General features: G+C 38.6%; 15 protein-coding genes. All 15 read left to right on the top strand.

What is annotated here, in order from left to right; translation table 11 throughout:
- Window positions 1-14: 14 nt before the first annotated feature.
- Complete coding sequence (locus AC0IWE_RS15040; RefSeq protein ID WP_471793700.1) at window positions 15-2060, top strand: hypothetical protein; 2046 nt, start codon at window positions 15-17, stop codon at window positions 2058-2060.
- A gap of 88 nt (window positions 2061-2148) precedes the next feature.
- Window positions 2149-2505, top strand: a complete 357-nt coding sequence (locus AC0IWE_RS15035; RefSeq protein ID WP_471793699.1) for a hypothetical protein — start codon at window positions 2149-2151, stop codon at window positions 2503-2505.
- A 3-nt stretch (window positions 2506-2508) separates the two neighbouring features.
- The gene (locus tag AC0IWE_RS15030) at window positions 2509-2970 is read left to right on the top strand and encodes a hypothetical protein (RefSeq protein WP_471793698.1); all 462 of its coding nucleotides are present in this window, start codon (window positions 2509-2511) and stop codon (window positions 2968-2970) included.
- 69 nt (window positions 2971-3039) lie between these two features.
- Window positions 3040-3174, top strand: a complete 135-nt coding sequence (locus AC0IWE_RS15025) for a hypothetical protein (RefSeq protein WP_471793697.1) — start codon at window positions 3040-3042, stop codon at window positions 3172-3174.
- 160 nt (window positions 3175-3334) lie between these two features.
- Entirely contained in the window at window positions 3335-3748 is a 414-nt protein-coding gene (locus AC0IWE_RS15020; RefSeq protein WP_471793696.1) for a hypothetical protein, read from the top strand.
- 8 nt (window positions 3749-3756) lie between these two features.
- Window positions 3757-4665: an IS3 family transposase gene (locus tag AC0IWE_RS15015; protein WP_471793695.1), complete on the top strand. Its 909-nt coding sequence runs from the start codon at window positions 3757-3759 to the stop codon at window positions 4663-4665.
- Between the two features lie 674 nt (window positions 4666-5339).
- A complete protein-coding gene (locus AC0IWE_RS15010) occupies window positions 5340-5876 on the top strand; it encodes a hypothetical protein (RefSeq protein ID WP_471793694.1) in 537 nt (178 codons plus the stop codon).
- A gap of 1345 nt (window positions 5877-7221) precedes the next feature.
- Window positions 7222-7485 carry a hypothetical protein gene (locus AC0IWE_RS15005; RefSeq protein ID WP_471793693.1) on the top strand — a complete coding sequence of 88 codons (264 nt, stop codon included), beginning with the start codon at window positions 7222-7224 and terminating at the stop codon, window positions 7483-7485.
- 5 nt (window positions 7486-7490) lie between these two features.
- On the top strand, window positions 7491-8255 hold the full coding sequence (locus tag AC0IWE_RS15000) for a hypothetical protein (protein ID WP_471793692.1): 765 nt from the start codon (window positions 7491-7493) through the stop codon (window positions 8253-8255).
- A 190-nt stretch (window positions 8256-8445) separates the two neighbouring features.
- Entirely contained in the window at window positions 8446-8781 is a 336-nt protein-coding gene (locus AC0IWE_RS14995) for a hypothetical protein (RefSeq protein ID WP_471793691.1), read from the top strand.
- A 430-nt stretch (window positions 8782-9211) separates the two neighbouring features.
- Window positions 9212-15583, top strand: coding sequence for a hypothetical protein (locus AC0IWE_RS14990; RefSeq protein WP_471793690.1), 6372 nt, complete (start codon window positions 9212-9214; stop codon window positions 15581-15583).
- A 185-nt stretch (window positions 15584-15768) separates the two neighbouring features.
- Window positions 15769-20637 (top strand): hypothetical protein, encoded by a 4869-nt coding sequence (locus AC0IWE_RS14985; RefSeq protein ID WP_471793689.1) that lies wholly within the window; start codon window positions 15769-15771, stop codon window positions 20635-20637.
- A 26-nt stretch (window positions 20638-20663) separates the two neighbouring features.
- Entirely contained in the window at window positions 20664-21809 is a 1146-nt protein-coding gene (locus AC0IWE_RS14980) for a hypothetical protein (protein WP_471793688.1), read from the top strand.
- Window positions 21806-22381 carry a hypothetical protein gene (locus tag AC0IWE_RS14975; RefSeq protein ID WP_471793687.1) on the top strand — a complete coding sequence of 192 codons (576 nt, stop codon included), beginning with the start codon at window positions 21806-21808 and terminating at the stop codon, window positions 22379-22381. The genes AC0IWE_RS14980 and AC0IWE_RS14975 overlap by 4 nt, the downstream gene beginning before the upstream one ends.
- Window positions 22382-22896: 515 nt before the next feature.
- Complete coding sequence (locus AC0IWE_RS14970) at window positions 22897-24870, top strand: hypothetical protein (protein ID WP_471793686.1); 1974 nt, start codon at window positions 22897-22899, stop codon at window positions 24868-24870.
- Window positions 24871-24981: the final 111 nt, after the last annotated feature.

Here is a 24981-nt window from a genome sequence, read left to right as displayed (position 1 = left end):
ACAAACACGATCCTGTGGTATCCATTCAATCGGCTAGCTATTTAAAGCCAGTTTTTTATGAATTTAATAATTATTTCCAGAGCCTAAGCCAATTCTATCTTACCTCTTTTAGAGAGCTTGAAGTTTTAAAAACATTGGATGATAGAGAGAAACTAGAAAAATTACTCTATATCTTGCCAGTAAGCGCACTGAAACTCGTTCCTTATCAGTTGAGAATTCTTTCTTTACAGACATATATTGTAAATGGCAATGTTTCTGAAGAGGATGAGCAGCATATGGTAAGGCTGATATTATCAATTGAGAATTTCAGGGCTGATAATTTCCTGGATTTTTTGTTAAAACGCACCAACGGGATAAACATTAATTTTGAAGTAATTTACAAAATATTAGATGATGCCCGCATCGAAAGATACCCTGTTATCGAGTGGTTTGTTGATGAACAGACCAACCGTAAGTATTATGCATATGCGGTTTACCAGTTATGGAAGGTTTCCAAATATAACTGGAATTATTTTCCGAATGGAATAGTGCATGGTAATGAAGAAATAAACCCACAATCTTATTTTAGGATAAATGATCAATTATATAACGAACAGAATATTTTAGAATTTTATGTTCCAAAAGGAGTTATACAGGGCGGGAAATTTTTAGAATTGAAAGATGCTAGAAAATATTTCACTGAGATGCAGGATATAGCTGTTCACATAACCAGTAGAATGACCGGTTTAAAGGTTAGTTTAGATGGTAACAAGTTAAATGATCAGAGTTTTTCCGAAAGTAATGACCTTGGTTATTTTCATATTTATCATCCCATGACACTGACTGGATATCAAACTAACTTTGAACTAGAATTTCCGCAAGAAAGTATGGTGCCAGCATTTCTTTATCATTATGCTGAAGAGTATGATGAATTGGTAGATTTTGATGCTGGAATTGCACTGGCCATCAACGTCGGGCTTGAAATTGCACTTTTTTTTGCAACGGGAGGTGGTTCGATCCTTAACGATTTGAAATACTTAAAATATATTACAAAACTAGGCCAGGCCATTAGAGGAGGTATACATCCTCCAACTGAATTGGTAACCATATGGCGAGCTGCGGAAGGGGTTTCTCAGGTCGTCGCAGTATCTGCCAGCACAATTAGTAGCTACCAAGGTTATTTAGCTACAAAGGCCAATGATGAAGCTACCAGAGCACATCATTTAGCGATACAGCATTGGATGATAGGCCTGATGTTTACTTCGATAGGTACTACCATCTATGCCCGCATCAGAGCTGTGAGAGAGGCTGACAGGATATTAAAGATTATTGAAAATTTCCCCGCAGGGGCACACGGGGTACCGCAAAACATAATCGATTTGCTTACAACTTTGCGAGGTAAGCAGGTTGTGCTGGCTGCTAATTTGGAGGCTAGGCTTGATGCCATTAACGCAAATGGTATTATAGACGATGTCATTGCAAAATTTAACCAGTTGGATAATAATGAAAAATACTTATTTTTTGAAGATTTTGGTAAACTTACAGAGGAAGGGTGGATAAAACTAAATCAAAGTGCCAGTAGTAAAATAGATAATTGGCTACTTTTGAAGAATAACAATATTATCGAGGCTAAAAACCTCGAAGTGATATCAAGCCCGAGTTTTGTTAATGGGTTCTTGAACTATTATGGTGAGTTTGGAACAACCTTAGAGAGGATAAATGATGTAAAAAGACTGAAAATTATAAAAGAGATTGCTGGTGATGTTAATCTTTTCAATAAATTTAAAAATAATGCAGGCTCGTTTGAAGCTTTTATAAAGTACAGGATTGAAACTAATTTCGAAAAAAAGTTTCAATCGCTGATTAAGACGGAAAACCAGACAAAATTGTTCGATTTTTTAAAGCGATATGGTAACACCTCAGATGAGGGGTTTAGGTTAATACGTGCTAATCCAGACGGTTATATTGAGCGATTAATGAAATTTCAAGAAGCGACACATCATGTCGATTATTTTAATGTGAGGAGAACAGAAATGTTACCTCCAAAATTTATAGACGGAAGCACAGGGAATCAGAATTAGAATTCATGAAGTGGATAACTGATATTGAATTAGAATTAAAAATAAAGTAAAAAATTAAGAGCATCGTTAGAGGCATGAGGCGGGTGATTTGATAGATGATACTACTGATTTAAGTTATGATACAATGGGGGTCGAAAGTAATATTGATGAATTATTTATAAGTGGCAAACAAACCTATAGCAAATGGTTAGGAAGATTAGGAGATAAACAAAATATAAAACCTAAAGGTTTTTTAGGTTCAATTGATGCTCATTTTAATAAAATTAGCAATCCTAAGGTGGGAAGGCCCCCTTTAGATTATGTCGCCATTGATTATAAATATTTTGATAATCTCTCGGCAGCAATAGGAGAAAGTAATCCTAATTATTTCAAAGATTATATTGATAATATTTTAACCACACATTTTTCACAATATAGTGATCAGATTATTAAACTAAATTATTAAAAAATGGCGGATACTTTTGTTACTTACAAAAAAGGTGAAGGATTTTGGATACATGAAGATTTTATTCAACTAGCTTTATGCTACATAGTACAAGAAATTTCGAAGAATCAATATAATATTTCGAATAAACAAGAATTATTAGAAGACTTAAATGTTGACATTCAAGGTTACACGCATGGATATATGAGTATTGGATTATTTGAATATATTGATTCGATATCGGAAGAACAAAAAATGATTCAAATCCTTCAAAATTTAATAACTATTATACAAAACAAAGGAGCTTATATTTCTGTAGAAGAGCTTCAATCGATTTCTACCGAAGATGAGGATTTTAAATTATTATATAGTAGAAAGCCATTTCCAACGTCTGAATTGATAAAGATTCTTGATGCACTTATAAAGATGTTACAAGGAACTTGGGATTCTACAAATTATAACATGGATATTAATTATCAGTACTAACATAGACTTGTTGTAGAGTTCTAATCAGGTCATGGCTTTTAGTTATGACCTTTTTTTAATTAAAAACCAATGCTTTTCTATGTTGTTTTGAACCATAATTTATTGTTGCAGGCTTTGTATGTAAATAAAGATTGGTTTTGGCAACGTTACAGCGCAATAGATTACAGCGGAGACAAAGGACCGATAGATTCAGATGAACTGTAAAGGTGATATGGAGATGTTCACGCTATTTTAGGAGGGGTCAAACTGGAAGCATAAACCTACCAACTGCAAGTATAATGTTGTTAACTTGATTGCAACGCCTGAACTATCGACTGTCCCCTCCTAAAAAAACTTGACACATTTTGGCTTAAAAAAACTCAAAATGAATCAAGAGAAAAAAAGTAATGGATTTAGTATTTTAGTTTCCGATTCTTTCGACCGTACGGATGACCACAATGCCTATGAAGTTTCCTTCAGGCGATGGCTGGTATCTCAGTTGGAAGCAAGGGAAATGACAGTTAGCGAAGCGATCAGGAAGTTTAACATCAATCCCTCAAGTGGACCAGAACTGATAAGAACCTGGCGCAAGAAGTATTCGGACGATATTATTCCAGAACCCATAGAAATGACCGAACAGGAAAGACAGGATCTGATTGCATTGCAGAAGCAGATAAAAGCGATGGAAAAGCAGCTTGAGGATGCCAGGATGCACAATATTGCCCTCAATACACTAATAGATGTAGCTGAGGAAAAACTCAAGATCAATATCAGAAAAAAGCCTGGTGCCAAACAGTAACACTATTGATGCAGCTTTACGGTAGCTTTAGCATAAGCTACTACTGCAAACTGTTTAGCAAGAGCCGTCAGGCCTGGTATGAACAAAAAGCACAGCCGGCAATGCATATGCGCGATGCACTGGTCGTCAGATTGGTTACAGAGATCAGGGAACAGCTTCCATACTGCGGGGTCGACAAACTCTACCACATGCTGAAGGAAGATTTTACAGCCCATGGAATAAAACTGGGAAGGGATGGCCTTTATAGGCTTATGGGCAGTTATGGGATGCTCATTAGGCACCGTAGGAGAAAGCCCTACTGCACCATGTCCAATCATCATTACAGGAAATACCCAAACCTGATCCGTGAAAAGGTGATCAATAACCCAGGGGTATTATGGGTAAGCGATATCACCTATATCCGGCAGGCTTCCGGTTTCAGCTACCTAAGTATTGTTACCGATGCCTATAGCCGAAAGATCATAGGCTACAAACTTCACCCGACCCTGCATAGTGAAGGAGCTATTGATGCACTGTTGATGGCAGCCAAGGACCTGAAAAGAACTTCAGCGCTTATCCATCACAGCGACAGGGGCATACAGTACTGCTGCAATGAATATGTCCGGGTTATAGACTATTTACATATACAGCTATCAATGACCGAAAGTGGGAATCCATATGAAAATGCCATTGCAAAAAGGATTAATGGGATACTGAAGTATGAACATGGGCTTAAAGAAACCTTTCCCTCTTTTGAAAAGGCAAAATCAGCCGTAGATGATGCCGTAACCAAATATAACAGCATCAGGATACATGACAGCTGTGGCAGGCTCACCCTTATAATGGCGCACGAAAGAAATGGAACACTTAAGAAATACTGGAGGAAAAAGAATTACAAAACCAGTAATAAGGAAAGCAAACCCGTTGTTGTTCCGTAATTGGGATAAGAGGAAAAGACACCCAAGGAATAAGGAAAACGGCAGGATATAAACCAGGAATAACCCCAAACAAAATAACCCTTAGAACTAATAAAAATTAAAAGTTATATTGCATTAGTAAATCAAGTAAATTGGTGTAAAAAGCCTTGGTAATTAATCACCAAAACTGTCAAGCTTTTTTAGGAAGGGTCAACTGCAGCACCTGAACTGTCAACTGCAAAGTCTGAACTATCAACTGCAACGTCTGAACTATCGACTGCAAAGTCTGAACTATCGACTGCAAAGCCTGAACTATCGACTGCAACCTCTGAACTATCGACTGCAACCTCTGAACTATCGACTGCAACCTCTGAACTACCGACTGCAAAGCCTGAACTATCAACTGCAACCTCTGAACTATCAACCGCAAGGTCTGAACTATGAGCTGCAAGTATAGACCGGCCCTCATTTATGCATTATTTGAGCAAAAAGATTTCGTGAATTATTTAATTGTGTTTATCTTAGTAGTGCAGAACAGTAATTAACAATATCTTTTAACTTAATCGGAGAGACATAAAATAAATTAAAAATTTCACAATATTCCTGAGTGAGCGGCTTAGACCCGCATCTTTCAATATCTCTGAAAAGAGTTAATTGTTGTTCTGCAGCACTCAGGAACTTTTTTTTCAAATGTTATGCAGAACAACAATTGTAAAAACCCAGACACACAGCTCCCAAATCAGGTAGTAGCTGTAACAGAATTCCGGAAACTGATTGAAGCCTATTTCGATATGATTGGTTTATCGGATGTGAATCAATTCCTTACTGAAATGCTTAGCGCAGCTATCGGGCCCGATCCGCGCTCTGGCAAACACAAACCCATTACCATTGCCAACGCCCTTTATGATGTAAACAACATCATCAACCTGCTTACCAAAACAAAACTTTTGGCCAATGAAGAAACCTTTCAGCGTTATGCCATAAACCTGGGTTATCACCCACAAGCTGTTGGCCAATTTGATGTGGAGCATCTTTCAGAACTTTTATATGTTGGATTAAATGCCTACATCTTTCAGGAGGATGATTTTGAAGGCGCAACCTTAAAATTTTCTGCCGAAATTACTGCTGCATATAAAATGATTTATGATTGGCTGTCAGATTGCGATGCCTGGTGTAATGCTGTTGAGTGTGATGAATGTAATGAAACTATCGGTTTAGCAGCTACACCATAAACGTTCAAATTTTAATTGGCCATTTACCCTATACAGCTATGAGGGAAAACTTCCCTCCTAATTTAGGAGGGGTGCCCAAAGGGCGGGGTGGTTGCTAGCGGTTATATGATTTAATTTCGATAGGTGAAACACCAACCGATAGATAAATTTTTTTGCCGCTCTATGCCGCGGTGGCATGGTACTTTGGAGCGCCAAAGTACCCAAAGCGCTTCGTCAATCTGGCAATGAGCCTTTTGCACAATCCCATACTCATCAAAAAACAGTGGCACTTCGTTTTGTGTTCAATATTTTTTTTAAAATTAAATCATCGTTATGAACACAAAACCACTGCGTTTCAGGTTTGTTAGTGCCAGTTTACCTGAACCGCACCTGTTTTTTGATTTTCCGGGCTCTTGGGATTGACAGCGTCCTTAGTTAGAATCCGTGCTTTATTAGTCGGTTAGCAAAAAGCCTAAACTATTCTTAAAATGTGTGTACACAGTAAAAAAGGCGGGGTGGTTGATAGCAGTTATATCATTTAATTTCGATAGGTGAAACATCAACCGATAGATAAAAAACTCTACTGTCATGCTGAGGTACGAAGCATCTGTAACCTATTAGTACTGAAATTACTTTAAATACTAATGCTCATTTTTTAAGGTGATTATCGAAGTATATATTGGTCTATGTGGGGCCAACTACAAACTCCCAATTTTAATAAAATCCCCATTACCAGGTATTTCCCTTGATAGCGCACGCGTGCCACAGGAGTTGGATTACAGGTTAAGATAAATCGTCATCTCGACCGCAGTGGAGAGATCTTTTAAATATAGTCCAAAGATCTCTCCTCCTAAGAAATTCCTTTGGAACACTCCGCGTTGCTCCGGGCAAGATGACGCCGATTTTTAGTATCTGTCATTGATAGTATAGTCGAAGGGTCTTTACCAGCTTATTTGTTAAACCCGCATTATCGACGCTAAACCTGGGACTAAAAGATTCTTCACTGCGTTCAGAATGACAAAACCCTACTGTCATGCTGAGGTACGAAGCATCTGTAACCTATTGGTACTGAAATTACTTTTAACACTAACGCTCATTGTTTAGGGTGATTATCGAGTATGTAATGGTCTATGTGGGGCCAATTGCAAGCTCCCAATTTTAATAAAATCCCCATTACTAGGTATTTCACCAACGTTAACAATAACGTAACTTAGGTTTATTAATTTGCAGTAAGCTAAATGCCTGATCATTAAATCTAAATAAGCCCTTATCATGAGTACCGATATTGTAAAAACCTACATCCTGAACAGAAGTTCAGAAGAAATTAAATTATTATCATTGGGGTATTGAGCAGATCGGTACAAGTTTGATTACCCTGAATGAAGACAAGGTTTTGAAAGATCATCAGGGAGACCTGCATCAAAAGGTAATTGGTAAGAATGATAACCTGCACCTTAAAAAGCTGAATATTATTACCGTGGTTACTGATACCTCACCAAACCATAACCACACCGATTTATATGTGCTTTTAGAAGGAGGTTTTGTAACCAAGGGTTATAAAATGGAAGAAGAAGTACAGCCTGGAGCCTCTACAGTGTATACCGCAGAAATCACTTTTTATCAATTTTAGGGCTTATGAAATATCTTATATTAATTGCCCTCGCGATATCCGGTACTACAGCTTTTGCACAACAAGCGGCTAAAAACGACGAAAAAGACATTAAACAGGTTAAACTCGACCTGCTTAAAGCACCCAGTTCGCCTGCTTCGGCATTATTGGGCTTCGCCGTATCGGATATCGAAAAACCGACCGACTTAAGCGATTTTATGCTTTCCGTTCAATCAGCTACTTCATCATATACCAAACTTCCTTCCAGTTATGCGATAGATAATGCACCCTTTTACCTGTTCAGGAATAAAGGGGCCGATTTTAGTACCACAGTTAAAAACAGCTTACAATCAACTAAATTCAAAGATTATTTCAGGCAGAGTTTTGTGGTGTCGCTAGCCTTGCGCAATCCAGATTTGGCCTTTAATAGCTTTAAGCCAAGCAGTACTTATGGTGCATTGGGCTTAAAATTCTTCATTATCAGGCCGCAATATAATGCAGAAACCAAACAGAAATTAAATTCTATCTACGAGAAACAACGCGCCCTGCTGATGATCTATAAAATTGGTTTGGAAGAAAAAAGAAAATCGGCATGTTACGAATTACTGGGTATCAGAAATATTTATCTGCTCGACTCGATAGCACACCTGCCCTATTTAACGGAAGACGAAAAGAAAACGCACGAACTCGCCATGATGGAAGATGCCAGCAGTGAGTTCGCCAAAAATGAGACTGAAAAAAGCGAGTTAAATAAAGGCTTTAAAAAAGAAATCCAGGCTGAGATCGGCTAAGCAGTCGAAACTGGAAGCCGGTCTGCAGGAAGAAGCTAAAACTTTTACTGGTAATCGCGAAGGTTTATCGGTTGAAATTGCCGGTGGTTTAAGCACAGAATTTAGGGAGAAAAGATTTGATAATTCTAAAATATTCAACTCCGGCGTATGGACAACCTTTGCTTACAACTAGGCTAATGGCAGCTCGGTTTTGGGGCTGGCCCGTTACCTTTATAACCTGGATGAAATATTTGCATTGGATAATCTAAAAAATAATATCGGTAACATTTCTACCTTCGATACCGGTCTGCGATTTATTTTTACAAAGAATAAATTTGGTGGAGGCGCAGAGGCACTTTACCGGAGCATTTTATCATCAGATACTGTAAAACCTTCATGGCGGGTGGTGGTTAATGCCGATTATGCCTTAACATACAATCAAAAAATCATCTTCTCTTTCGATCGCAATTTCGATGGAACAGTAACTAAAAACGGAAACCTTGTAGCTGCATTAACGGTGTTGTTTGGCATTGGTACAAATAGGTAGGGTTCATTAGTCATTAGACAGTGGTTTATTGGTCATTAGTTTATTAGTGAATTGGTCATTAGTTTATTGATGATTGATTATCGGTTAATTGTATACACGATTATTCGGCTTTGGATTTCAGACTGCCGACTCAGGGCTATTTTAACGTTAATTTGTTCACTAGTTTATTATCATTAGTGTTTGGTTAAATGACTCTTTACTTCGGACTTAAGACTCTGGTCTAAGCTCTAAATAATGGGTCAAAATATGCCAATACTTAACGGTTGCTTGCGAATACTTAAACGATGCTTTGCAGCCTTTCTTTTGGGTAGTATTCGCTGTATTTTTAGTTGTTGCTTTTGTTAATAGCGGGTCTTGGTAATCCATTTTGGAATAGACTAAATTACAAGGGCATGCCCATTTTTAAGAACCGAAGCATAAAATTGATTACATGCCAGCCACTAAAGTTGTAACCAGAAGATACTACCCCGCCCTATCGGAAGTGATTACGGTAGATGATTTGCCAGAGTTTTTACACTTTGCAGAAAATGGGCTAAATCTGCTGCTGGATAAGATTCATTATAAAAACCTGCAATATTCTAAGAGCCAGCGTGGCGATTCGGCTTTTTATAGCTTAGATATTGTAACCAGCAACATTGGTCTCGATCTGCCTTTTGGTTTACGTCTTGTTCTTAATCCCGACCAGGAGGGCGATTCGAATATCTCCTCTTTCCCCATTTCCATACAGTACCAATGGGAGATGCTGGCCTTTTTACGTTCTTTTAAAGTTCAGAACTTTGCTTTTACGCCCGAAGCCTTTTACGAACTCGGCCTTCAGATTTTTAAAATCAGCGAAGATGAGGTAATTGCACACATCCTTAACTATTTTATTGATGAGGATCTGGTTACCGATAGCAAATTTGATATTTTGCTCGATGCGATTAATTTAAAATTTAACACGCACTTAAGTTTACCTCCCGATCAGGAGCCTACTGTTGATATGGTAGTAAGCTTGATTAAAAGTGAAGTAACTATCCCCAAAAATGTTTCTGCAGTAATGTTTGCTGTATTTATTTTAAATAACGATCTGGATAAAACCAAAGAACTGCTGCAACAGTTTTACAACCGTTTGGTGCCCAATGGGATTGAAGATTACATTAAAAAGCTGATTACGCCAAAACTTAGGGCTACTTTAAAATTATCAGCTGGTATAGAGTTTCCAAACAATATCTTAAAACCCGTTAATGCCGATGGAACGCCAATTGTAGGCCGGAAAACACTTTTTAAATTTGTTGAGGCCACGTTTTATGCGGATACAGAATCGGGAATCGGCACTGAAATTGAATTTGCAGGTTCTTTAATCCCCGAACTATCTGAAATTGGAAATACAGGTTTGATTATTGGCTTTACCAATGCAAAACTCGATCTGAGCCGCAATAAAAACATCCCTGAAGCAGATGCTGCAGGTTATGGCCCCGATTTTAGGGGTTTGTATGTGCAGCGCGCTACCATTGGTTTCAGCCGTTTTGGTAAAGAAACAGCAGGCAAAACCAGTGCAGCCTTAATCGGCGAAAACCTATTGATCGGGACAGGAGGGGTTTCGGGAAAGATTACATTAGAATCTAACGGTGTATTATATCGTGATTTTGGAAGTTTTGCAGCTGAACTGAATACCTTTTCCATAACTTTTAACAAAGGTGCAATTGTTGAGTCGGATATTGCAGGTAAATTAAGGATTGGCCGCCTAACAAGGGGAGGAAACCCTGCTATTATTGATATTAATGCCCATATTAAAGAAAATGGCGACTTTGATATCACGGCAAAACCCCAAAGTGGATTGTTTCCGCTTACACTGCCAAATGTATTTACCTTACAGGTAAGGAGTTTTAGTTTAGGTAAGGAAGCGCGTGGCTTTTATATCCAGATTTCGGGTAAATTAGATTTTATAGCCAATATACCAGGACTAGGTGAGGTATTGCCCAAAAATATTGAGATCCAGAAATTAAGGGTTTGGGATAATGGGGATATCGAATTTGAGGGTGGTAGCTTCGTTGTGCCTAAAGCCTTTAAACTTAAAGTTGGCCCTGTTACACTTGAGGTAAGCCAGATTGCTTTTGGTGCCTATACCAAACAGTTAAATGGTATAGAACGGAAATACCGTTTCTTTGGTTTTGATGGGATGATCAATACCGGTAACGCAGGTGTAAATGCCACGGGTAATGGTATAAAATATTACTTTACGGTTGACGATAATGATACCGACAAACCGTTCGATAGTTTTACGAGTATAGATGGAATTGGTATTGATTTAACCATTCCGGGCAATGTGGATAAAGACAAAGCTGCATTCATACTAAACGGTTACCTGAGTATGAGTAACCCTGATCCTGCCATTGTAGGATCTAACGCCGGATCAGAATATACAGGGTCTGTTACTTTCTCCATGCCAAAACTCCGCTTAAGCGGCTCTGCTGCCATGCGTTTAAAACCGAGTGTACCATCCTTTATTGTTGATATTGGGATGGAGCTGCCAGGGCCGATTCCGCTCGGGGCTACCGGTTTGGGCATATATGGTTTCAGGGGAATCGTCGGCAGGCATTATATTGCGTCCAAATCAGCAACTACACCACCGCTGCCAGATTCGGCCAGTTGGTGGGAATACTATAAAGCCAAAAGTAACATTACCCACAGAGAGGGAATAGAACTGGATAAATTTGCCGATAAAGCGGGTTATTCTGTGGGGGCAGGGGTATCTATAGCAACCTCTTTTGATAAAGGTTTTACCTTTTCGACCAAGCTTTTTTTATACTTGGGTTTACCTAATCTTTTCTTGCTACAAGGACAGGCAGGTGTGCTGCGTTCACGCATCGGTTTAAACAAAGATGTAGACCCTCCATTTAGTGCTTTAATTGCCATAGATGACAAGTCCTTTATCTCTAGTTTGGGTGTAAACTACCGTTTGCCTGAAGGTGGTTCTTTTGATGGGGCAATATTTAGCCTAAGTGGTAAGCTCGAACTGGCTTTCTTTTTTAACAATGCATCGGGCTGGTATCTTAATGTAGGAAAAGACCAACCGGAAAGTGAAAGGATCAGGGCAAGGATACTTACACTCTTCCAGGGGTATGCATACCTCATGATCTCCTCACGCGGTATTAAAGCAGGGGCAGGGGCCAGATTCGATTTTAAGGCCAATTTCGCTATTGTAGAATTTGGTTTTGGTGCCTTTGTTGATCTCGGTGGTTCCATCAGCTTTAAACCGATACAGATTGGCGGTTACATCAGAATGGGCGGTTATGCCTATATCCGGATCCTAAGGTTCAGGTTTAATATTTCCATTACCGTAACCTTAGGTTTTGAGGCGCCGAATCCATTTACCATTTATGGTTCATTGGAGCTCGATTTAGGCTTGCCATGGCCAGTAAGAAAACTCGGTCGTATCAAAATAACGCTAAGCTGGAACTTTAATAACAATAAAGGACCACTGCTTGCTCCGATACAGATATTAAGCCTGCCCGATCCGGCAACCGGCTATATGCCTGTTGCAGCAACCAACATGCTTTCAAGCGAAACATTCCCGATCAACTATGTAAATTACGAAATTACAGGGAGCTCGGTAAATATTCCGGCACCAGGGGCAGGCGGTTGGCAGTATAACTTTAATGACGAAAATGCGCTAACGCATGTAACCATACCATTGGATAGTTTTATCGATATCGACTTGTTAAAACCGGTAAAACCAGTGGCAGGACTTATTGGCGGGGCAGGTAATCAATTGCCCGATGGTTATATAGAAATGCTGCCACCACAAAAAGGAATCAGCAGTCAGGTACGGCACGAATTACAGTTGCTTGGTCTGGAAATTTATGCCTGGAACAAAAATGGCAGCTGGCAGCCTTATCATATTTATGAAGCTGTAACCGTTATCCGTGCCGATAATACAGGCGTAGGAGCCATCGACCTCAGTAAATTGAATAATGCCTACTGGCAGTTTAACGAACCTAACCGGTATAATAAGATCAGGGTATTATCGCAGAATATGTTTAGCTATAGTAATGGTATGAGCAATTCGGCAGCCGATCTTGATGCTTTAAACTTTCAGCGGAAAGACCTTTTCTGTTACGAAAATGTTTCAAAGCAGAATATTGTGAACTGGATTGGTCAGCCATTGGATAAAGTGTATCCTCAAGCCGAAACCTTTTACATTAAAAACGTTGCATTTAAGTTTACCGACATTGAAGGACGCGTGCAGCAAGATGCTGGCTTTGGTAATGCCGTATTGCAGGTGGCCCAAAGTGGCGGTTCTTTAAGTCTGATCTTACCCGAACCCGTGACTACGCTTTCGCTCGATTTTGGAGCCAATGACAATACGCTACGTGTGGATTATATACAGCATCAATATAGAATTGGCTACGTACAAACACTTTTACAATATGGTGCGTTTACAAGGGGCAGGGTGTTAGTGCCAAAAACGGTTAAGTACAATGTACAAGTGTTAACACAATATCTTGATGATACCGAAAGCAATACCAGTTTAAATTATAACGATTTAAGCTTGCCTATTAACGAAGTGGTGATTCATTTCGAAAGCATCTACCTCTTAAATTTTGAGGGCGATATTATATTGGGTGGTTATTTAAGCTTACCCGCAACCTATATTTCTGCTGTTGCTTTCCCCAACGGACATGAATTTGATGCAGATAAAGCACTAATTTACGCAACCGTTTACAATAAGGCCTTTACTGCTGCAGAATTGTTAAATAAAACATACGATAGCTCAGTAGGAGCCGTGGGCCAGTGGCCAATGGATAACCGTGTGCCTGTAGTGGGTAATCAGAATGCTATTGTAACCGGAAACCCCGAAATGATAAACGGTTTTTATGAGAAAACTGCCAGTAACGAATGGCAGTTACACCAGGCTTATTCTTATACTGCAAATAGCGACGCGCTTTTAATTCCTTTTGAACCTGAATTAAAAGTAGAAGAAGGAAATTTTTCCATTGAGGTAACGGCTGTTTTTAATCCTTTCGAAACTGGTGTAAGTACGCTTCTGACAAGGGTTACCCAAGATCCCGTAACAGGTAAGAAAAAAGGTTATGCCCTGCATCTGTATCAGGATACACCTGGCAATGCCGATGCTGTTTATGGTACTGAGCAAGCTGTTCCGTCATTCAAAGTATGGTTTACCGCTTATCAGGATCTTGATCATTCGGGGATAGTTGCTTCAGAAAAATATACATTAAACTGTGATACTGGTAAACTAACAGAAAAACAATATAAACAGATCCTGATCTCGGTAAACCGTAGCACCGGAACTATTGATATTTTTATTGATAAAAGGCTGAAAGCAAGTGAAGCTATCCTTTCTGAACTGGGTTTTGTTGCTCCTGGTGTTAAAATAACCAACCTAAATCAGTTGAGTTATTTAACAGAAGTGTTGCAACGTAGATTGGAAGAAAATAACATTACCCGCACAGGTTTTATTGATGAGGCAGAGTTATTGAGCAATAACTTAAATAAAACCATCCAGCCGGTTTGGCGCCCTGATACTACTTATGCCATTGTGGTTAAAGCCCGTGATGTGGTTGAAGGAAACGTAGGGGCAGCCGTACAAAAGAACCATATTTATGGTTTTAAAACCGTTGGACCGATTGGGCACTTTCAAAAGAAAAATGCCATTTATAAAGCACTGGAAGGGCAGGATAAAGCGGCTGCATTTAAACTGGCCGATTTAAAGCACTACATTGATTACGAACGTTCTTTCCCTGATGCACAAAGCCGTTACGATTTAAGTAAACCTGTATTTTGCCACGATCCGAAAGTAAGCCTGTTGTTTGTTAAACCTTACCTCAATGCCATGTTCTCTGATTGGGATGGCTATTTAGGTCTGCCAACTGTTAAGAGTACTTTGCAGATGCAGTTGTTGGATCCTTATGGTGCAATTTTAAGCCCCGAATTAATCTGGGAACAATTGCCTGATGAGGAGATTACCAATTCCAATTTCATGAAACTACCTCCAGATCAGCAGATACTGTATTTTATGAACCGTGCGGCGCTCGAAGATTCGTGCAACGTAAACCCGGTAAGCATTAAAAAGCGTAAAAAGCAGGGTGCATACCATTTTTCTAACCTTGAGCCGAACCGTTTGTATACCGCTTTATTTACCGCAGTATATCAACCGCTGGGCGAGGCTGAACAAAGGGCGGAGATCCACCGTTTTAATTTTAAAACATCTCGTTTCAGCACATTTGAAGAGCAGGCTGGAAGTTTTGTGCTGGATAGTACCCCTGGGTCAGAAAAATATGCGGTTTATCCACTGAAGGTAAGCTTTACACAGACCGAAATTGATGGGGTCATTAAAAACCTGATTGACGATAATCCTGAAAACGATGATCCGGAAGTAATCAGGTATGCCGCCAAGTACGATCGTTTGGTGTATGGTGGTTTGGCAATTAAGAACCTCGAGCCAATTGAAACCACGGTGATCCATCCGATAATCAATATCGATCCTGTTGATTCAAGCAGACGTTTAGTGGGGATATTGGTTAGGAACCCTGAACCTTTTAACAATCCAAAACTGCCTCTTGGATCTTTAAATAATACGGTTGGTTTATCACTTATCCCTTCTGGACAGGCAGTGCTTCCACCAGAAACGTTTATTTATATCCATGCACAGGATACCTCGGCAGTATTTATCAGCAATGCAGGACTAAATATGCCGGTTGGTAATACTCAGTTGCACTTTAAATACAAAATATTTAATGGTAACGATTATGAAACAGATTTCGAAAGTTATAACGGGCCAACAATCCCAATAACACTTTAACAGTCTGTTGAATTAAAACATGAACAATAATTAATAAAATACTTTCAAAATGGCATCTGCGAACAACTTCAATGCTTATTCTTCCGATTATACCCGTATAACAGATTGTCTTTTTGCTATACAAGCTTTAGAAGCAAGTGGAGCCTTAAATAACCAGGTAGAATTGCTGCGGTTGTTGCTTCTACTTGAAGCAGGATGCATTAAAAAAATTATATGTAATAACCATTAGGGTATTAAAAGTAGTTACCAGCCCTGATAATACCGTTTATATCGGGGGTGATTTTAGCGAAAAGAATTTTTCTGAAAAAGATTTTAATGTAGGTGCTCCGGTGATCAATCCACCAAGCAATTGGGATTATTTTTATGGTGATTTTGATGGGGAAGATTTTCTGTTTGATGATTTTTATGTAGGCTACCTGGATAGCAGCGGTACAGGCTACAGCGCCATTTTTAAGAGCATTTTAAACATGTTTGATGAGATTAACAATTATAGTGAAGATACTTTTAGTGAGGAAGATCGATATGCTTTAAACGAAGCATTGGAAGCATTATTGGCTGCCTTTCAAGCGATAAAAGATTTGTTGGCAAAACTAGGACTAAACCCTTGTGGCCTGGATGATGATACTTATTTAAACAATACAGGTGGTATTTACCTTCAGGCATCCGGTTCTGATGGCAGCAATGGCATTGCAGAAGGGATTCATTTAAGGTGGAGCCTTACTGGTGTGTTAGGAGATAACCATTTGCCCAAAGGAAACTATTATAATGCCCAAAACAGCCAGGTGTCAGGCTTTAACCGCAAGGATGATTATGTCAAGGTATTCCGTTCGCAATATATAGATGCGCCAACTATATCTATTGATTTAGAATTTAATCGTCCGGTAATAAATTTTATAACCAGGCAATGGATTTACACCATTAATAATACGGTTAATGAGAAAAAAATCACCAACCGTGTAAAACTCAAATTTGATAATGCCAATGCCTATAAGCAGCTGGCCAGAACAATTGATCCTTTATTGGATTATAATCGGTTTTTATCCTCATACAATGAAACCATCACTTTAGAAATAGATGGTAAAACCAGCTATTCAGTGGGGTTTAATTTTAGTAATACCAGCAACGAAAAGGCAGTACTTAAGGTGAAAATGCTTTCGCAGATTGTTAGTGACCCTGATAACACTACTGAAGTACATAAAACAATGACGCTGGATACCCCTGGGGACAGGTTTGAATTCGTAAAAGCAGATAATATTGCAAAAATAACGATTAAAAAATCAGCAAATGCTGTCATTAAGAACTTTTATTTCTCAACCTACCATGATTTTTTAACTACCCGTCAAGAAACAGACTGGATGGAAGTAGGAAATGGTTTTGGTATTTCTTTAGATGATGCTGTTGTTTTCGATCGCTTAGAGAATCAAACCTATCCTATTGATCACCTTTGGCCACATTTTAACGATGGTACTACCGTAAAAGTGGCCAATTATCAGGATAAATGGTTAACCTCCAGAAACAATAATCCTTCGGTAAAAGCAGCACTAAATACTTATCTTCAATTAAGCGATACAGATCCAAGGGCAGAGGAAGTAATTTCCAATGTAAATCCGGAACAACAGAACGAAGGTTTTTCAATTAGTTACCTGGATATTATCAATCTGCAGGCGCTTGATTATCATTTTGCGCGGATGTTGGGACTGGGACATATCGATACAGCGGTAGACAATGATGGCTTTATATATCAGGTCCTATATACCAATAAAAGCAGTTTAAACTCATCTGATACTGCTACTTATTTGTATACCAGTTTACCCGTTACCAAAACCGATTACCTACTGCCCGATAAGCCTAAAATGAGGCCGGTTGCTTACCAGTTTTTGGGAGATAACAGCGACAGTATGAACAGTATGCTTGATGACAAAGGTTATGCGAAATTCGATTATGCACGTGTTGTGAATATAGGTAGGATACCTTTCCCTGACGAACTGGTTGACCATGATTTCTTTTCGGACCTGAATGTTGTTGAAAACCTGAATGTTTTCGAAAATCCCAAGCCTGTTTTTTATGGACTGGAATACCGTGCAGAAAACCAGTTGGCCTATGTGAAACCCGAAATCACCAGTGGCAATTTTCCTGATGAATATCATTATTACGCCTACGATAATACCAATACTCAAGGGGTATTAGAGCCTGAGCCCTTAAGAGATGATGTACTGAGTTTATTTACCCATTTCGAAAAGCAACCAGGTAAACATTTTTATGCTATTTATGGCATAAACTGGTTCTCGAGAGTGTCGGTACTAAGCGATGAGGTAGATACCGATGTAACCGAGTTCGAAGCGGTTAACACCTTATTGCCGCCAAGTGATGTTGCAGTACAATATGTTCAAAAAGAAGACCCTTTATTGTTTACCACCACTGCTGAACAGAACTGGCTGGATGGACGTAAACAGGCTTTTGCCGGACAAGACATTGGTTTTACACGCGTAACTTTTAACTGGTTGGATATATTGGATGCCACCAGGTTGGTCGATCAGTCGGCCGCACAGCTTAATACACTGATCAAAGCAGACCACGTTAAAGCTTATTTTAACCCAGAATTACCCTTAACCATTACAGGGCAGATAAAGGATATTATCCATGAACCTGATGAAAAGCTGGTCCGGTTAATGATCGGTAGCTATAAACAGATTGATGGTACGGTAGTAACCCCGACTGTAGCATCCGGCGATTTTTTTAGATTTACCAACAGTTTATTATCCACACCCAACGGTAAATACCGTGTAGAAAATATGGTAAATGGAAGCACCGGGACAGAGATTGTCGTTGAAAGTATTAATGAGAGTAAGATAGTTGATGATGAAAATGAACCCGGCGCTTATTCTACGCAAAAATTTGCAACTTTCCCCGAAATTGGAAGCAGGTTTTCTGTTGCCGAAAACTTAAGTAATCCTGCCAATTGGGAGCCGGTTGTTGAGTCAGTTCAGTTAAAAAGTTTTGCCGATGCAGATAGCCCATATATAGAACGTATTTCTGATTCCGAAGGCAAAGAAACCATTTATTGGGTAGGGGGTATCCATAACCAGGCAACTGTTACCCCATTGTTTGGAAGTGAATATCCAGATGGCTTATTGGGCTATTATAAGGTTAGCTTCGACAATACAGGCAATTTGAATGACCACCCACAAATTAATCTGCCTTTTGATGCGAGCGATCCCAATAAAAACTCTCCCGATCAGTTAAGGCAAGCGCATGTAGAGTGGTATAAAGGATTAATAAGGGTACCAACCCTAAATGAAGACCCCGAACCAAAGCTATTGGAGGTAATCAGGATAGAAGAAACGCATCCGGTAGAGTTGTACGTTTACGATCCAGGTTACCAAGACGACCCTATCCAGGTTTCGGTGCCTACGGCGTTAACCGTTCCGGTAAATTTTCATCCGGGGTACCGGGTTTACTTTTTCCCAGAGCCAGGTTCCAATCATACGTTTAACGGCACAAATATCCTTCCCGTTGGAAATGATAATGACAAACGCACGCAGCTTGGCCTACAAACAATAGATAGCAGACCTGAAAGCAACAATAGTGTTTCTGATGTTTCAGTGCCTGCCATACTGCTTGCCCGTAAAATTGAAGAACCTGTACAGTTTGAAGCACCAAGTACATTTGGTTTAAAAGTACGCCCCGATGCCACCAGAAAAGCCTCTTTTACTTTTGATGTTAAAATTGCACCAACGGTAAATGGCATAAAACGTGCTCCATTTGGTTTTATGTTCTACAGAACAACCAATGAAGATGTATTGGAAGCTTTATACAAACCAAGCACCGTAACGCAGATTTTAGAAGCACTTGCAGATCTTGACGAGGACCCGTTTTACAGTCAAAGGTATTTAGAGTTGGTTAATTTAACTTTTGATTCGCCTACTGTGGGTTCATTTAAACAATTTCCTGCGACGCCAAATTCTTATGGTTTTCCAGTTCCAGATAAGCTGGGGCTTGTTAATGATGCACATGACAGTTTGGAGGTTAAAAAATTAAAATATTTTGCCGCCATACAGGAAACGTTATTGCCCTTAACGGAGCAGACCCCGATATTGGCTTTTATTAAACAAGGCCTACAGACTGAAAATGCATTGCCTGTGATCCGCGATCTGGATGGCAATTTGCTCGATGCAACAGATATAGCCTTTAATCCTTTTCCAATGATTAGGCAGTATAATAAACCATCGCAACCCAATACCACCTATATCCGCTTTACTGATTACTTTTTAAGTGGAGCCTCCAGAAAACTGTATTTCTTTGCTGGCGTTGAAGTAACCAATCAGTTAGCGCCTGGGTTATTAAGCCCTTTTGCAGGCCCTGTAACCATTCTGCATACCTTACCATCGGCACCTCCATTGGTAACCAGGTTTGCCATCAATTTAGATTCGTTTTCTTATGATAGCGGAGCCGCTATTGTTTTTAATATTGCGCCAATTTCTCCTGAAGATCATATAGCTAAAATCAGGGTTTATCGGTCAAAACATGAAGAAAATACCATTACGCTTCAAACAATGGATAGCTATTTTGAACAAGAGATTGTATCCGATCAGGTTGCTGGTTACGAAATTACCGACAATTTTAGTGATTTAACGCTTGCACCACTTGGCGATACTATTTATTACCGTCTGGCCGGTATCCGGGTCATTATCAATGAAAAAGAAGAGGAAGAAGAAGTATTATCATTAGGCACTGATGTAATTACCATCACCTTGCCTGATTATTTAAATCCCGAGGCACCCGAATTATCTTATGATGAGGTTGGAAATAAACTAACCTGGTCTGCAACAGCCAATCGCGCCAACTATTACGTATTTAAGCAAAATAACCGTGGTAACTGGGAAAAAGTATATAGTGTTGAGCTATCAACTCCATCGGTTGAAATGGAATATGCTTTGCCTGCCCCGTTGATACGGGTAGATGAAGATGGTGATATACTTTATTACCGCTTTAAGGTACAGGTACAAAATGCTTCGGGACTCTTTAACCTTACCGATAAAGAATTAACTGTTTAATAAACATTACTAAAGAAAATTAATTTATGTCACAGCTACCGCCAATTACCGATGCTTATATTGATGAGGTCATAAAAGCACCTGATGCCTATAATCCTACTTTGAATAAGACTCAGGGTGTAAAATTAAGGGAATTGATTAAATTGATGCGTGATAAGTTAGAGCAACCCAATGGAGGAGGGGGAAGCCTTCTTACATCTGTTACCTATTTGCAATTGGTTAATTTAATTGTATCTAGTTCGTTAGAGCCAGGAGCGCAATATTTGCTAACAGATTATAAACTATATTGGAAACCATATAAAGGAATTGCTGATATAAGAGAATCAGATGGTATAGAGCCATTAATTTTATCAGCAGTTGCAAATAATAAACTTTCTTCTATTGCAAAATCAACTTTATATCCCCAGGACATAATTTATTATTCTTTAGGTAAATTAGATTACAACAATATTGAGACACCTTATGATCCAGAAGATAGTTATTGGACCTATTTTTACAAAGGAATTCTTCCAATAAAAGGTCTTATCTTTAGAAGAATTGATGTAAATAAGAAACATGATATCAACTTTGACTATAAAGGATTTTGGGTTGACAATGGTGGTTATCATATCTATGTAGAATCTCAATTAAGTGACAATGTATCAATAATTCAAAAGAGTTTGGATTTTATTTATTCTCCTGTTCCCACAATTATTCCTTTTCGCACTTTGAGAAACTCTAAAATAACAATTGGTTTAAGTGACAATTATGCTAGTCTTATAGAAAAGTCTTGTCCAGCATCTTACTCAGACCTGAAATTGGACGCTTTCAATAGTGAAATTGACTTTTTTTATATTCGAGATGAAGAAAATTTAGGAGCTGGAACATTACCCAATATATTAGTCAAAGACTCTAAGTTAACAAAGCTTTATTGGATGCCTAGCACTCCTCCTACCTGGAACAAAGTTTTAAATTTTAGCTTTACCTACAATAATTATCCGCCTTACGGGGGGGAAGCAAACTATGCTATAATATCAGAAGTGTTAACCATTTTAGGAAATAACAATATTAAAGTGAGTGTAGACTATCATTGGGATATTCGCCAGTATTCAATACTCGAAATTGAAACAGGCGCTTTATCTACATTGTCAACACCAGTAGAATTGAAGTGTTATTTAGAGCCCTTATTATGAAACAATTTTTGATTGTACATTCTCCAAACGGGAGAAAAGAAGATACGATGGCACATTTGAAAAAAAACGGAATAGTACCAACAATTGTAGAATGTGAGCAGGGCAATGTACCCTATGTGAACGTTTTAGAGACGGTAAAAAAGTTGATAAGAGAGAATTTTGAAGAAGAGGGTATTATTGTCTATGAAGACGATGTAAGGGTAAATAAGAGGTTTTCTCCTGAGGAATTGGTTAGGCGTTTGAAAGGGGAGTTTTCTATGGTTTGTACCGGAGCATTCCATGTTGGCAAAATACAGACGACAGAAATTGAAGGTGTTTTAGAATGTACGCATTATTACGGAGCACAGTGTGTAGTATACTACAAAAGTTCATTCCAGTTTATTCTCTCTATCAAAGATGATTACATTGATACCATAAGCCGTTTTATTCCGCGCACAGCAATAGTAATTCCTTTCTTAACCTACCAAAAAGATTATAATGAATGCAACAAAGATAATCAGCTGATAAAAAGAGAACATAAATTTAAAAAAGAGAATAAAAGATTAGAAGAATTAATAAACCATATCAATTAAGAATAAAAAACATGAAAATAAATTTTAACAGGCCGATATTAAATTTAGATTGATCAGAATCAGGAGAAACGTTAAACAAGCTTTTAAGCAATATTTTAGCTTAGGCGAACGAGGGTGTAACCGAGCCGATCAATTTTTTGATGGGGCGATCAAGATCTTCAAGAATGGTGAGGTTGAGCTTGATAATACAGATGCTGAATTATTAAAGGGTTTTATCAAGAACCACAAGCAGCTTGCCGTTTTTGCCAAGGCAGGCTGTTAGAGGTTTAAGGTAAATGATTAACCTTCATAGATATTAAGATATTAGCTTATAAGCTATAATATAAGTAAGGCATCATGGCCCTCAAAGCTGTAGTGTACCATTAACCGGATAAAGAAAAACGATGTCGAACATACCACCAATTGAAGATGACTATATTGATGATGTCATTAAGTCATCAGGCCCTTTAAAGCCCAACCTGAACAAAACCCAGGGTATCGAACTGCGGGCGCTGGTAAAGCTTCTGCGCGACCGTTTGGAGGGCGAGATCTCCGATCATTATGCCAGCAACCAGGCAGCACTTTCGCAAAAGGTTAGCCAGTCAGAATTTCAGACCGGATTGGAAAACAAAATTTCCTTTACCGAAAAGGCGCAGGCTAATGGTGTTGCCACGCTGGATGTGAATGGTAAAATCCCGGTTAGTCAATTAGGCGAAGCCATTATAGGCAGTGTAAATTATCAGGGCAATTACGATGCCGGAGCCGATAATCCACCACTTCCAGCAGCTAACGGAAACAAGGGTAAATATTATATTGTAAAAGTAGCTGGTAATCAGCAAGGGTTGGAACTTAATCCCGGTGACTGGATCATATCCAATGGCGATATTTGGCAAAAGGTAGAAAATAGCTCAGAAGTAGTGAGTGTTAATGGGATGACTGGTGCGGTCAATATTACTGATATATCAGGACATGCCGCTACTGCAACAGTTTCTAATGGATTATCTTTTTACAACCCTAATTTGGAAGACACTATTGTTTTAGAGTATAACCAAGGGGCTGAGATTTATATGTTAAGAGGGGTAAATGAACAAAGTAATGGTTCATTGTGGATTACCGGCTTCTTGCGATCAGAAACCTTTTCTGCACAGAGTTTTGGTGGACTTTACGGTAAAATAGCTAATCCGCCGGTTGCTGCAGATGACATTGTTAGGCTTGGAGATTTAAGCGGGTTTGTAACTACAGAAAATCTTGAACAAGATATAAACGGAACCAAGCATTTTATTGGTCAGGCAGTGAGCTTTAATCTTCAAAATCCTGTACAGTTTAATAGCGCGATAAATATTGCTTATGGAAATGCTTTAAAATTTAAAAGCGCAGATAATTTAGATATAAGCTTGCATAGCCCCGGCAATGGTGGGTTGTTTTGGTTAAATGTTAATTCTACGGTATTTAGTTTTAGCGATGATGGTAATATTAGTTTATGGCAAGAAGGTGGAGGTAAGTTTTTAAAAACAAGCGAAGCCCCAAGCTTACATCCTAACCAATATACTCCAGAAACTGGTAATATCCATATCGATGGAATTGTGAGGAGCAATGGTATCAAAAGTAAAGGAGGAAGTACAAATACCTATATGCTAGGGGTTGATGGAGAAGGATTATATATTAATCAGGGAACATTAGCAAGCTACTTTGGTAGTGGATCCTTATTGTTTCAAGATTCAGGTAATCCAAATGTCTTTGCTGGTTTTGATTCTGATAAATGGTTTTTTAGGGATAAAATTTCGAATACACATTTTACGACATATTTTAGGCCAAGCCAAGCTCAATTGAAAGAAAATGTTTCCTTTGAGTTTGATAATGTTGGAGGTAAAGTTGCAACTCGCGAATGGATTACTAATGATCTCTCAAGGCAAATCAGATTTAACCTTAATGGTTTTAGCCAAACATTATCATTTACTCAACAGAATAATCTTTCTGAAAATAGTTTACTGATTTTGCCTAATGAAGGCGGTGAAAGAACTTTGGCTACTCAAAATTGGGTGTTAGAAAATGCAGTATTTCTTAATTCTCCTAATGAACAAGAGGGTACGATAAATGTAAAGGAAATTAATACACAAAAGATATTAATGCATCAACCTAATGGAGAAGTTGGAACGGCTTTTCTTAATGGGCATGACGGATCCGGTAAATTAGGATTGCATTTATATAAAAATACTGGTGGATTTACAAGTTATAGAACAACAGGTATAATATTTTATGATGGTACTAACCAACTTAATATTTTGTTGCCTACACTTACGGGAGGTAGAAATGTATATTTTCCTGATAATAGTGGTGTTTTATTAACCGAAGAAAAAGCAACTACAATGTATACTAGTTTAATAACAGGTTCGGCCCCAATGCCGACAAGCCAAGGGATAAAGGGTCAAGTGATTATTACTGATGGCTATCGTTATGAATGTATTGCAGTTGATACTTGGGTGAGGTCGGCAGTAGAGTCAACTTGGTAAAATAATATCTTCAAAGCTTAGAATATTGTTATAAAAGATTATGATGAGTAAATAAGCCAAACAAATGATTGATAAAGAACATCAGTTAAAAAAACGATTGAAAAACCAGAA

It is taken from the genome of Pedobacter sp. AC402, assembly GCF_979252805.1.
Note: the sequence above shows the minus strand (reverse complement) of the source record. Positions and strands in the feature narration are given on the sequence as shown.

Excerpts from the sequence above, each read along its gene's own strand:
- AC0IWE_RS15030 (WP_471793698.1), top strand. The coding sequence starts at position 2,509 with ATGGCGGATACTTTTGTTACTTACAAAAAAGGTGAAGGATTTTGGATA.
- AC0IWE_RS15025 (WP_471793697.1), top strand. The coding sequence starts at position 3,040 with ATGCTTTTCTATGTTGTTTTGAACCATAATTTATTGTTGCAGGCTTTG.
- AC0IWE_RS15020 (WP_471793696.1), top strand. The coding sequence starts at position 3,335 with ATGAATCAAGAGAAAAAAAGTAATGGATTTAGTATTTTAGTTTCCGAT.
- AC0IWE_RS15015 (WP_471793695.1), top strand. The coding sequence starts at position 3,757 with ATGCAGCTTTACGGTAGCTTTAGCATAAGCTACTACTGCAAACTGTTT.
- AC0IWE_RS15010 (WP_471793694.1), top strand. The coding sequence starts at position 5,340 with ATGCAGAACAACAATTGTAAAAACCCAGACACACAGCTCCCAAATCAG.
- AC0IWE_RS15000 (WP_471793692.1), top strand. The coding sequence starts at position 7,491 with ATGAAATATCTTATATTAATTGCCCTCGCGATATCCGGTACTACAGCT.
- AC0IWE_RS14990 (WP_471793690.1), top strand. The coding sequence starts at position 9,212 with ATGCCAGCCACTAAAGTTGTAACCAGAAGATACTACCCCGCCCTATCG.
- AC0IWE_RS14980 (WP_471793688.1), top strand. The coding sequence starts at position 20,664 with ATGTCACAGCTACCGCCAATTACCGATGCTTATATTGATGAGGTCATA.
- AC0IWE_RS14975 (WP_471793687.1), top strand. The coding sequence starts at position 21,806 with ATGAAACAATTTTTGATTGTACATTCTCCAAACGGGAGAAAAGAAGAT.